The 12,897-nt window shown below is 42.9% G+C and carries 10 protein-coding genes; 1 reads left to right on the top strand and 9 read right to left on the bottom strand.

Annotated elements, in window-relative coordinates:
* Positions 1-393: 393 nt before the first annotated feature.
* The gene (locus GPUN_RS03145) at positions 394-1,458 is read left to right on the top strand and encodes a glycerophosphodiester phosphodiesterase (protein ID WP_006003330.1); all 1,065 of its coding nucleotides are present in this window, start codon (positions 394-396) and stop codon (positions 1,456-1,458) included.
* A gap of 42 nt (positions 1,459-1,500) precedes the next feature.
* Here the strand turns inward: GPUN_RS03145 and GPUN_RS03140 are convergent, their stop codons facing one another.
* The 9 genes from GPUN_RS03140 to GPUN_RS03105 form a co-directional block, all read right to left on the bottom strand.
* Positions 1,501-2,364, bottom strand: a complete 864-nt coding sequence (locus GPUN_RS03140) for an enoyl-CoA hydratase/isomerase family protein (protein WP_006003329.1) — start codon at positions 2,362-2,364, stop codon at positions 1,501-1,503.
* 44 nt (positions 2,365-2,408) lie between these two features.
* Positions 2,409-2,645: a diguanylate cyclase gene (locus GPUN_RS13835; protein ID WP_274378073.1), complete on the bottom strand. Its 237-nt coding sequence runs from the start codon at positions 2,643-2,645 to the stop codon at positions 2,409-2,411.
* Positions 2,646-3,165: 520 nt separating this feature from the next.
* Complete coding sequence (gene ansA, locus GPUN_RS03135; RefSeq protein WP_006003325.1) at positions 3,166-4,185, bottom strand: asparaginase; 1,020 nt, start codon at positions 4,183-4,185, stop codon at positions 3,166-3,168.
* 37 nt (positions 4,186-4,222) lie between these two features.
* A complete protein-coding gene (locus GPUN_RS03130) occupies positions 4,223-7,135 on the bottom strand; it encodes a DUF349 domain-containing protein (protein WP_006003323.1) in 2,913 nt (970 codons plus the stop codon).
* Complete coding sequence (locus tag GPUN_RS03125; RefSeq protein ID WP_006003321.1) at positions 7,125-7,418, bottom strand: YeaC family protein; 294 nt, start codon at positions 7,416-7,418, stop codon at positions 7,125-7,127. The genes GPUN_RS03130 and GPUN_RS03125 overlap by 11 nt, the downstream gene beginning before the upstream one ends.
* 34 nt (positions 7,419-7,452) lie before the next feature.
* Complete coding sequence (locus GPUN_RS03120; protein WP_006003319.1) at positions 7,453-7,785, bottom strand: zinc ribbon domain-containing protein; 333 nt, start codon at positions 7,783-7,785, stop codon at positions 7,453-7,455.
* Between the two features lie 203 nt (positions 7,786-7,988).
* Complete coding sequence (locus GPUN_RS03115; RefSeq protein WP_006003314.1) at positions 7,989-9,656, bottom strand: alanine/glycine:cation symporter family protein; 1,668 nt, start codon at positions 9,654-9,656, stop codon at positions 7,989-7,991.
* A gap of 116 nt (positions 9,657-9,772) precedes the next feature.
* A complete protein-coding gene (locus tag GPUN_RS03110; protein WP_051987280.1) occupies positions 9,773-10,987 on the bottom strand; it encodes a M14 family metallopeptidase in 1,215 nt (404 codons plus the stop codon).
* A 153-nt stretch (positions 10,988-11,140) separates the two neighbouring features.
* Positions 11,141-12,586 carry a glyceraldehyde-3-phosphate dehydrogenase gene (locus tag GPUN_RS03105; RefSeq protein ID WP_006003310.1) on the bottom strand — a complete coding sequence of 482 codons (1,446 nt, stop codon included), beginning with the start codon at positions 12,584-12,586 and terminating at the stop codon, positions 11,141-11,143.
* Positions 12,587-12,897 lie beyond the last annotated feature (311 nt).

The raw sequence follows: 12,897 nt of genomic DNA, 5'->3' as shown, positions 1-12,897 counted from the left end.
AAGCCAGCACCCGCTTTATATTAATGACGCGCGTCGTTGTATAGCGCGTTTGCTGAACCAGAGCCGCAGCTTGTCTTTTTTTCTTTTTTCTGAGGAAGTGTAAGTGGTGAAAAAATTCTGCCTAGACCAAATAGAATCATATTGGCAGCAACATGTTAGCCTATGGCAAAAGTCTACCTTAAGCTAGGCACAATATTGTAAAAAGCACGACCTTAAAGCGCATAGTTTAAGTTTCCACAAGCGCAAGCTTGAGAGTGGGCGCAAGGAAGTTGCAAGCTCTGGATTTATAAAGGTATATGTATTATCTTTCCTATATTGTGCAAAACTTTTTGCGAGACTCTGTGAATAGATTGGCAGTTCTTTTTGAACTAGCAAAGTAAGCAAAGGATATCTATGTATCAATGTAATCTGTATTCCAACGTCGTATCCGCTTTGCTCTTGGCTTCGATCGCCGTGAGTAGCACTGCGCTGGCGCAAATCGACACCGCCTTGGGGCCTCAACTCAATATCGGCCATCGAGGTGCCTCCGCTTACGCCCCAGAACACACGTTTTACGCTTACGACCTCGCCATGGAAATGGACGTTGATATGCTCGAATGCGACCTTTTTCTGACTAAAGATGAGGTGCTAATTTGTATTCACGACAGCACCGTAGATCGCACATCCGACGGGTCTGGCCGGGTGCAAGATTTTACCTTGGACGAGCTGCGCGCACTGGATTTTGGCTCATGGTTTGGCATTAAATTTTCCAGCGCGAAAATAGTACCGTTCGAAGAACAACTTGATTGCTATCTGGATCACAATCCCTTAATGCGCTTTCATGTGGAAACCAAAGATTCGGCGCAAGGCCGTGCCGAAGCAGTTTTGGTCGAGGTTCTGGCTCGCAAAGGCTTGCTGGATACCGGTGATATACAGACATCAACGATCGTCATGCAAAGCTTCGATGCGTCTAGTCTAAAACGCATTAAACAGTTATCGGAACTGCCGACGGCCTTTTTGTTTGCTAGGCGCACGTCGTTTGAACTCTTGCAGTGGGTGGCAAGCGGCAATGGCCCAGATTATATCGACGCATTCGCGCCAAATTCTGCGGCGATTTTCAACGATCCAACATCCGTTCAACGTTTTCATGCCAATGGTCATGATGTGCATACCTGGACCGTAAATGAACGGACGCAAATGGACTATCTGCTTGCTTTAGGTGTTGATGCCATTTTTACGAATAATCCAGATATCTTGCGAGCCGCGATTGATGATAAAGGAAGTGGCACGTCGCCAGAACAGAGGGGTAATCCCAGCGATTTTAAGCGTGGCTGCCAGGGTATTGCTGGTCGGGTTGTATCCAATAAAGGGCCCGGTGATGTCTGGGCGCGACACGACTCAGGACGCGGCGTTGTTCGCGTTGAAAAAGCCGCAGCCAGTGACTTGACGAATTATTCTGGCCCTCGCGGCGGCGATTAAGTACTTCCCTAAATTTCATTAATCTGTCTCTTTAAATGCTCATTATAAGAGGTGTTTCCATAACGGTCGAAGCAACCACAGCGATAGAAACATAAGCGACGCTAGGCGCTTCTTCTTACGCCATAGAAAAGTAAATTGTCCTCGTAAAAAATCAGCGCCTAAAAATCGATTAGCAAGCTCGATTGATTCGCTTGCATTTACAAGCTGTAACTCTGCTAACTCACTGCCCCCTAAAATGGTCCGACTGCGACCACTGGCGACCCAAGCTTGTGCTATTTTTTCGGCTTCTGCTTGAAGTCGATCTTTTTGGACTACCCATTGAACCAAGCCTACTGTCAATGCTTCTTCTGCATTTGGCTTCCAGCCCTCACTTGCCAACATACGCTGGGCATTGTCTTCTCCCATTAGCCTAGCAAAGTGAACACTTGAACAGCCTTCAGGGCTAACGCCCAACGCAGCAAAAGGCGTTGAAAAGGTAGCGGTGTGAGACGCAATAATACCGTCACATAAACTTGCTGAGGTAACACTTGCACCAATAGCGGGGCCATTAATGGCGACTAATAAAGGTTTTGGGAAGGTTAAAAACCTATCAAATAATTCTTCATTGTGTTGCACAATCAAACGATGCAGCTTTTTAGGTGCCATCAGTTTGATTGTGCCACTCAAATTCACGCCAGCTGAAAAGTAATCACCGGTGCCGGTGAAAATAGCGACCTTAGTTGGCTCGTCTTGCGTGGCTTTTTCAAACGCAATTGCGATAGCTTCCATCATTTCTGACGTCCAACCGTTTAACTTCTTTGGTTTGTTCATCATGATAGTTAACACACTGCCTGTAAATGAGCTTTGTATGTACGTTGCGGCATTGTCGTTAAGATTTAGGTAATTCAAATAAAGCACTCGTGTCATGACTATGGCGTAATTATTACCGAATTCCCCCCATATCACCAGCGCTAAATAAAGCGCGTTATGTGCATCTTATTTTGGCTGAGTCCTTCACACAAGCGCCGCGCCATAATATAAGCGTCATCTAAAGAAGTATTGGGCAGTAATATTACTATTTCTTCACCGCCCCAACGCGCAACAGTATCATTTTTACGCAGCCCACTGTTTGTCAAATAATCAGCCACAAACTTAAGACAGTTATCACTGTTGTGACTCTTAAAGTAGGTGCACGAGACACATAACAATCTAATCAAAAAGGTAACAGCGCTACGCTACTGATCCTATTATAAAGAGCGATATGTGTCATGCAAAACAAAGGGAAACATCTGCAATGGATCTAAATCGGCTATTAAGATAGTCGATTTACTTTTGCTGTAGGTAACGGTAATTAGATTAATCAGAAACGTTTTCATTAAATTTACTGTTCGCAATCATCGCTTACTTTGCAAATTCCATCGCTGACAGACTTCCATTGCAGTTAATCCGAGCCAGAACAAAATTGAATTGAGCCCACTTTGTTTAAACAAAAAGACCATTTGAGCCATCTCTATTTAAATTGAGCCAACTTTATTAACACTAAGTAAAAAGTAATAGTATCTATAGCCGAAATGCTGCGGTTTTTGTTTTAAAAGACACTTTTAAGCAGTCTTCGTTTGACCAAAGCTTAACTTGTTAAAGCGTTGGATTTTTTTCGTAATGATTATAAAAGTAGAATAACAAGTAATTTGACGACCTAGCAGTGCACATAAAGCACGTAATTGAGACTTAATCCGTCATTTCACCGCGCAAATTAAGCGCCATAGACTGGCGCATTTGCACATTAGAAAGATCGTCTTTACTTAACAAGTAATGCAGTTTAGCCAATGCCGCTTCGGGGGTTATATCTTTACCCGACACTACGCCTGTTTCTTCAACGAACTTGCCGTTTGCATAGCCCGACATATTTACGGTGCCGCGCATACACTGCGTGCAGTTAACCACGATAATTCCTTGCTTGGTGGCTTTGTCAATTTGACTCAAAAGCTGAGAATTTTGCGGCGCATTGCCCACCCCGTAGCTCAGCAGAATTAAGGCATTCACAGGCTGTTGAATAATGTTTGTTAGCACCGAACTGCTAATGCCTGGGTATAAATTGACCATCCCTATTGGCTGGCTTTTAGTTGGGCTAACCGTCAGTCTAGAGGCTTTTGTGGGCAAAGCAGGTAGTTGTGTGTTCACTTCAATATGAATGCCAGCGCTAAGTAAATGCGGAAAATTAGGCGAGTCGAATGCATCAAAACCATCTGCGTCAACTTTACGCGCGCGATTACCTCTAAAAAGCTTATTGTTAAAAAACAAAGTCACTTCTGTTATCGGGTAGTTGGCTGCAATGTAGAGCGCATTAAGCAAGTTGGCTTGGCCATCTGAGCGCAGCTGAGCCAGCGGAATTTGTGAGCCCGTTATAATGACTGGCTTTTGCAACCCTTCCAACATGAAAGACAAGGCCGAGCTGGTATACGCCATGGTGTCGGTTCCATGCAGTATAATAAAACCGTCATATTGGTCGTAATTAGAGGCAATATCTTGGGCAATGTCTAGCCAATCAGAGGGGCTCATATCGCTAGAATCGAGTAGTTTGCTGTATTCATGAATGGTAAAGTTTGGCATTTCACTGCGATGAAACTCTGGCATTTTTGCCACCGTTTCAGACAAGTAGCCCGCGGCAGGCACAAATCCCTTAACAGAGGGTTTCATGCCAATAGTGCCGCCGGTATAGGCTACATAAATATGCTTTTTTTTACTCATTTTTTGTCGTTCACTTTACATATAATAACGGGCTTAACTAACGCGTAAAAAGCTTCTTCATCGCCTGCAAACTATCTTGTTCTATGTTTTGAATTGGCCCCCTACTCACCCACGTGGCTAACACCGTCTCTGGTTCAATTACACTGTCGCCTTGAAGTTTTGCGGCCATCATCTGTAACTGTAAATTTTGACGTGTGGCTTCATCACCAACAGGTATACTTGCATAAGGTACGTCTATTAATAGCGCCGCAACTTGCGTAAGCGCGAGTCTATCCAAACCAACCAGTAAATCGACTTTGGGCACATCGCCTTTTACCCATGATTTGTATCGCCCTAGCAAATACTCATGCTCATCAGGCAATTCAATGGTGTTATACGACTGGAGAAAACCAAACAAATTATTGAGCGCCGACGTGCTCTGCTGCTTTTTTAGGCGCTCATTGGCCTGCGTATATATATCGTCAGCTTTGCGTAAGTGTGGCTGTAATTTTTTAAAGCTTTGCGCGTCTGACGCTTTAACTTTTTCTTCTAGCGCAGTATACTCAGATTCATAAAACTGAAGTTCACCGCTGTTTTTGGCCGCTTTTACTTTAGCGATAAGCTGACTTATCTCTCTATCTATACCTTTAAATTGCGCTTGGCTGGCGTCTTTTTTAGCATTCATATGTTTATGAAAACGGTTAAAGAGCTCATCATTAGCTTGCCTAAATGCCTGCCAAAGCTCATTGTCGATATTTTTACCCGCAAACCCAATTTGCTGCCACTTTTGCTGCATCAGCTTAGCTTTTTCGACGCCTTGGGACAGTTGTGCTTCTTCTGTGGACTCATCTGCAATTTTTTTAGCTTGATTAATCAATCCCTGCTTTTGCTGTGCGCACTGCTGCTGCGCGCTGTTAATGATAGCGCCTAGTGGCTTTAATGCCTTGGTGAAATCACGTCGCACTTTACTTATTTGGCTTTTTTCAAGCTCACCTAGTTTATTAAACTGCACCTTCAAGGCCCCCATTTTCGAGGCTAACTCTGGTGCTGGCAGTTCATTGTCTAAGCTTTTTGCTTCTTGAATAAGGTCTAGAGCTTTTTGGTAGTTTAACTCTCGTTGTCTTTCTAATTCGGCAAAAAAGGCTCTGCAGGGCACAAACGCTTTTTCTACAAGTGCGTCGAAAGCTTTGTTATCAGCTTCATCTTCAGGCGTATGCAATTGACCTAAGCTATTCCATTCTTGCCTTAATATTCTAACTCTATGAGAGCGCTCATAGGGATCTTCAAATATACTGTCTGCTAATGCTTCGGCCTGCTCAAGCAATGCCGGCTTACGAGGTTGAGCAATGTAAGCCTGCCATTCTTGCAGCTTATTAATCTGGGCAGAGGTATGGTCAAACAGTTTTTGTAAACGCACTGGCGCATTTCCTGCCACTCTTTCATATAAATTTTGTACGTTATGGAACATCGCCATTGCGGGTTTAAACTTACCCTGCGTTATCATTCTGTCAACTACTTTCAGCTTATTTTCACATTTATATTCAATTTGCTTGTAGTGATCGTTTAGCTGTTTAACTAGCGCATTTACGGTTGACAGTGTTTGAGAGAACTCTTTACTAACGTGCGATGGTAGTAGTCCCTTAGCATCTTCTTTGAGCTGCGCAAATGCGGCTTTTTGCACACTGATTTTTTCCTTTAAAACCACAATTTCTCCCTGTGATATCAGGCTTTCACTTTGTTTTTCGTGATCTAAAAATAGCTGCGCTAATGCTTCACTTATAAGCTTACCCTTGTATGCAAACTCAACAATATCAAATACATTTGCTAACTGAGCTTGCAGATGTTCAACAAAAGATCTTAGGCGTGCAAGCTGTTGAATGTGAGTTTGTGTATGCGTTTTTTGATCAATTACGCTTATCGTCTTTGTGACATCTTCTAAGGTTGTACTCAAGATCGTGACGAAGGCTTGTACATTATCCGTGGTACTGTCGGCAGGATTTATAGCGTTGTTTTCAGCTGTGTTTTCGGCAGTTTTATGAGCGTGAGGCTCCTGGCGATTTAATGCTTCTATTTGCACTTGCACTTGCTTGCATCGTTCCTGCAGATCGCGCAACTGTGAGCTTGTTTGTTCAAGCCTTTGTGTTTTTCTATGTGCCTCTTCAAATGTGGCTAACTTACTTACAACTACCGCTTTTAGGCTTTCATATTTTTCACTTAATGAACACTGCACAACGTCGCCTAAACATTCAATGTCGGGCTGTAAACTTTCAAATTCGCGGCTAAGCTGCTCTAACTGTGTGCGCAAATACTCGTAGTCTTGGGCGTCTTTTAGCGCCAACAATCTAGAATTAATCATGCTTATTTGCTGGGTGATTTTTAGTGGCTTTTCCGCCATAAGCGACACGTTCGTGACTTTATCGCTAATCGCGCTCGCAACGCGCGCATCTTTTGCGTATTTGTTCATTCTAGACAGTGTTTTAACATCGTGGGTTTTATCGACAATGAGGATTTGCTGGCTTATGCTGGCATGTTCTTGATAAAAGCGGCGAATATGGTTTGCATTTTTGAGTGAAAATAGTGTGTTTAATGCTAGTGTATCTTGTCTTTGTAAGCGCTTGCTGGAAAAAAGCAGTTGCTCTAACAATGGCTTGTTTTTACTTTCACCTATAAATGCTAAAAACAACTTATCTGAGACAATTTTTTCATCTTCAAGCTGCGCAATACAAACTTGCATAGCATGTTTTTTTATGCGCAGCGATGCCGATGCTTCTGCCGATTTCATCCATAGCACAAAGGAATCGAGCTTGTTGAGTGCAGTAAGAGATACCGCGTCATTATCGTCGTTAAAAGCAAGCTCGTGCAGTATGCTCTTGTCTTTTTTCGTGTCTTTATTAAGTTTGTCTATGCTAGCAATACGCTTTTCAGGATCACTACTCTTGTGGTTGGGGGAAAAAAACTGACTAAAAATCATCCTGTTTAAACCGCGCTATATTTATTTCTTTAGACTGTGCTTGTTTAAGCTCTTGCTGTAACTGCTGTCGAGATTTTTGCACAATCTCGCCATTTTTCCCCACGGTCATATGTTCTTCAGACTGCTCTACTTTGGCTTGATACATCAACACCGCTTGCAGCACCGTTTCACGCTGCTGTGGGCTTAAGGGCTTTCCGTCTAGCCATTTACCAGTTTCGATGGCCTGTTTAAATTTGCCGTAAATGTCTGGTGACATTACCGCCAGTAGCTGTTCAGCTTGCATAAAATACCCTATACCTGATAAAAAACACCGAATGTTAGCTTCGTTTTATAAGTGTAATACGCACTCTGTTAATGGCGTACCATATAAAGCCAATGATCGTAATCGCAATGGAAGCATTGTACATCAATATACCATTTTTGCCTGCGGGAAAATCACCTAAAAAAGCGAAATAGCACCCTATAATGAACAGTAACATTGCTAGCATGGATTGGTTTTGAATTTTCTGCATCGCTTTGTAGCGTTTAGCCGCGGCTTTTCTACGAATATCCTCTGCGCTGATATCACCAAATTCATGTTTACAGTGAGAACAGCTTTTGGCTTTGTCAGAAATTGTTTTGTTACAAGATGGACAGTTAATAATTGCCATAATACCTTTGCATTTCCCCTATATTAATTACTTCGTACTTTTCACCCTACAAACCCACGTTAAATGGCCTGATAATCAAAAGCCCTTACTCATCAATATTTTTATATTGAAATACGCCCTTGCATAATATATCAGCAAGGACGCTCTTTCAAACGTAACGTTCCGATGAAAGGTAGTCTAATATCAAGCGCTAAAGCATCGCTCTATTTAGCCACTTTTACTTTATCCCAGTATGCTTTAACCGAATCTTTCATATCTTTTCTCAGCAATAAGATACCCACTAAGTTTGGTAATGTCATGACCACTATTGCCACCGCTGACAAAGTCCATACTAAGGTGGTATCTGACACTGCAGCCCACAAGAAGGCAAATACATATACCACCCTGTAAGGCATTACCGAGGCTGGTCCAAATAAATAAGTCATGGCTCTATCGCCATAGTAGGACCAAGCGATAGCAGTTGAAAACGCAAATAGTAACAGCCCTATAGAAACGATGTATTGGCCAAAGTCACCAAAATAACCTTTGGTAAATGCCAATGTGGTGAGGGTCGCTGAGTGAATGAGCGATTTTCCATGTACAATAATATTGTCGCGCGTGATAGATCCGTCTTCAATAATTAAGGTGCCCGAAAACAGATCATCTAGCGAACCTACATGATAAGTCACTTCTTCAGCGAAAGAACGGGCGTTAATTAGCGTAAAACCGTCAGAGACTGCGACACCATTCACTACCGCAATCGTGCCATTGAAAGGCTCTATTGTAGTGCCGTCTAGTTTGTTTAAATATTGAAATACATTGGTGGAATCGGCGATATTGTCTTGCGAAAGAGAACCCTGCACGTAATACATATCAGAGCGGTCGAATATATTTTCGTGTTTTTCATTCCACACCCCAGAACTTAAAATAACTAAGCCGGTAAGAGTACATATTATAATAGTATCGATGAAAGGCTCTAATATTGACACCATACCTTCAGAAACAGGCTCTTCTGTTTTAGCAGCTGCGTGGGCAATAGGCGCTGAACCTTGTCCAGCTTCGTTTGAAAATAAGCCTCGGTTGACACCGCGGTTAAAAGCGTATGCAAAGGTTGCGCCTAAGAAACCACCCGCTGCGGCTGAGCCGGTGAAAGCGTCGGTAAAGATTGATACAAAAGCAGGACCCACATTTTCGATGTTGAAAAAAATGACCGAAAATGCACCCACGATATATACCACGGCCATAAACGGCACAACCCTAGAAGTAACTGCCGCAATACGGGTTATGCCGCCTAATATGACTAAACCCAACAGTATGGCTAACACGCTGCCCACTATCCAAGGTTCAAAGCCAAAGGTGGCTTCCATGGTGATCGCTATACTGTTACTTTGCGGTAGGTTACCGGTGCCAAATGAACTGATAACCGTGGCCACCGCGAAAACCACCGCTAGCCATTTCATGTTTAATTTTTTATCCATGTAGTACATGGGACCGCCTGAGAAGGTACCATCGGCAGTTTTTTCGCGGTACTTGTGCGACAAGGTTACTTCCACAAACTTGGTCGTCATGCCAAAAAATGCAGTGGCCCACATCCAAAATAGTGCAGCAGGGCCGCCTAGAAAAATAGCCAGTGCAACACCGCCAATATTACCGGTGCCCACCGTGCCCGAAAGCGCCGTGGTGAGAGATTGAAAATGCGTGGTATCTCCTGGAGCGCCTTTTTTGTCAAACTTGCCTGTTACTACTCTCCAGGCATGCTTAAAATAACGTATTTGCGGAAACTTTAAATAAATAGTAAAAAAAGCACCAGTACCTAATAGCGCATACGGAAACCAGACAGCAGAGCCTAAAAAACTGTCGAGTAATTTAAAAAAATCGTGTAATACGTCCACTTTATTATTCCTTTTTATTGTTGGCGTGTAAAACCGTTGACGTTGAGCTTTTGTTACCTTGTTTAACTTAGGTTTTATTTTCGCTCAAACTAATAATGTTTATTTATACGTTCTTCTTAAGAAAGTTTTTTAACAACAGCGTTAACCGCCACCAGTACATCTTCGCCCAATTGCTGACACCTTGCTATCGACCAGCCGAAGCTTTCATCAGGTAAATCCGCATTGTCTTTAAAGGGCATTTCTAAAGTGTAGGCAAGGCAATTAAACTTATGCGCAACGGCGTTATTGGCTATGGAAAGATTAGCTTTGCCCGGTTCGTCTTTGTCATAGCCATAAACATCCTGAAATTCAGGCGTGGTTGCCATTAGTGAGTCTTTGAAAGTGTCTTCGAGCATTTTAATACGCTCATCGTAACCTGGAATACCTTCACTTCCCGCCACAAAATTATACGGTAAGGCTTCATCTCCGTGAACGTCAAGAAATATATCTACGTCCGTTTCTTGCATTTTGTTGAGTACGTGAAATACCTCTGGACTTTTATCGGCGCTTGGCTTTGCCCATTCTCTGTTAAGATTTATGCCAGCGGCATTGGTACGCAGGTGTCCTCGAACGCTGCCGTCAGGGTTCATATTAGGCACAACATAAAAAACGCAGTGCTGCAGCAGTATTTTGGCAAGACCATCGTCTTCATCTAACAATCGACCCAGTAGGCCTTCGATTAGCCACTGCGCCATAGTTTCACCTGGATGTTGACGGGCTGTTATCCATACTTTATGTTTTGCGGGTGTTTGCTGGGAACTGTCTGTATCGTTGCTAGATGCGTGGGCATCAAGCTCACCGATAACAAGTAAGTTAAGTTCCCTGCCGTCGAGCGTTAAGCCAAGCAGCTCATGTCTGCAGTCAAAGCTCATTTGCGCGTTGGCAATGAGGTCTAGATGACGCTCGTAGCTGTAAGGGGCAAAGTAAGCAAAATAAACGCTGTCGTACTCTGGGGTTAAATCGATAATGAGTTGATTACCGGTAAATTCAGTGTCGACTCTAAACCATGTTTCACGATCGTAAGACGCTACAGCCTGATAACCTTTCCAACCGTCTGGATAAGCCGATTTGGCCAAGTCATTAATATGTAATTTATATTCAATGAAGGCAGTGGCATGCAGCTTAAAATGGAACCACTGGTAAAATTCAGAATCATTGTCTTTATTTATGGCCAGTTGAATATCGTTGGGCGCGTTGAGCCCTAGCACTTTAATATTGCCACTATCGAAATTGCTACTAATTGAAAGAATGGGCTTAAGTGACTTATTTGACGCATTTACGGTATTTGACATAAGCAGGCACGCACGCTTGTTATTGTTATTTTTCTGTATACTAGCAAACAAAGTAGATTTGCAAAACCTGTAATAAAAAAAAGCGGCGTAGATTGCACTAAACAGCTTTTTTAGTTTGTTCAAGCATGGTTTTGACAACGCCCCTTATGCTAACTAAGGCAGGGTTGGCACCGTTAATTCAGCCATATCGGTAACCACACGCATTACTTGCACGCTATAGCCAAATTCATTGTCATACCACACGTACAAGGTTGTGCGATTGTCGGCAACAATAGTGGCTTGCGAATCCACAATAGCTGCAGCGCGTGTACCCACCAGATCGGTAGACACTATTTCGGTTGACGAGGTGTAATCGATTTGATGCTGTAAATCACTGAATAAAGAGGTGTTACGCAAGAAAGTATTGATGCTCTCTTTGTCGGTGTTTTTTTGTAAATTCAAATTCAAAATTGCCATAGACACATTAGGCGTAGGCACACGAATCGCATTGCCGGTCAGTTTACCTTCTAGTTTAGGGTAAGCTTTAGATACTGCTTTTGCAGCGCCTGTTTCGGTAATAACCATGTTGAGGGTGGCGGCACGGCCTCGGCGTTCTGCTTTATGGTAATTATCAATCAGGTTTTGATCGTTAGTGAAAGAATGCACTGTTTCAACATGTCCACTGTCGATGCCATATTCTTCATCTAAGGCTTTTAATACCGGCGTAATTGCGTTGGTGGTGCAACTCGCGGCAGACAATATAGTGTCGCTGGGCAAAATATCGCGGTGATTAACGCCATGCACTATATTCTTAATGTTGCCTTTGCCTGGCGCGGTCAGCAGCACTTTAGCAGCGCCCTTAGCCTGTAAGTGCTGCGACAAACCTTCTTCGTCTCGCCACATGCCGGTGTTATCTAAAACTATAGCGTTGCTTATGCCATATTTTGTGTAATCTATTTCACTTGGGTGATTGGCATAAATGACTTGAATAAATGAGCCGTTAGCTTTTATCGCATTGCGCTCTTTGTCTATCGTAATACTGCCGTTAAACGGGCCGTGAACGGAATCTCGACGCAACAAGCTTGCGCGTTTTTCTAAATCGCCGTCGCTGCCGCCTCTCACCACTATTGCTTTTAAACGTAGCTTGTTGGCTTTGCCTTGGCGTTCAATCATAAGCCGAGCTAGCAAGCGCCCTATTCTACCAAAGCCATAAAGTACGACATCTCGTGGCTTGTGCTCGTCAACTTTATCTAATACCTGGCTAAGTTTGGTGCGTAAAAAAGCCTGAATATTGGCATTTTCAACAGCCTTCTCACCGTAATTAAATTCGTAAGCAAGTTTGCCAATATCGATTTGACAAGGGGCAAGTTTCATTTCGCTTATTGCCTCAAGGATAGGCCAGCTTTCACGTAGGCGTAGCTTTGAGCCTTCAAACTGTCGTACTCGGCGATGCGCTTTAATAATGTCAATTACACTGGCATTGAGCACTGGTCGACCATACACTAAAATTTCTACGGCACTACCGCGATACAATCTGCCAACTATCGGTAACATTTTCTCTGCAAATTCTTGCCTTTCTTGCCAACTTGACTGTAATTCTTGTTCAAACTGCTGATTCATATAACGTTTCCTTTGCTTGTGCACTTGCCAACTTTACGCCAGTGGATATTCTATGCAAAGAACACTAAAACACCAAATTGATGGAAACTTTCAGATTTATGACATTTGTTGTTATATACACCATTACTTCTGTAATTCGTTGACAATAAGACAGCGTTCAACAAGCTTGTCACTAAAAGCAATGGTATAAACCGATAGATATGTAAAGTATTCAATGGTAACCGTAATTAAATTACATTTAAAAAAAAGGGTATACGACTAATGTCTTTTCAATATGCCGACTTTTATGGGCATCAAGGTGTTTATCAGCC

The sequence above is a fragment of the Glaciecola punicea ACAM 611 genome (assembly GCF_000252165.1).
In the GTDB taxonomy this organism is placed as follows: Bacteria; Pseudomonadota; Gammaproteobacteria; order Enterobacterales; family Alteromonadaceae; genus Glaciecola; species Glaciecola punicea.
This window is presented reverse-complemented; position numbering and strand designations above follow the sequence as displayed.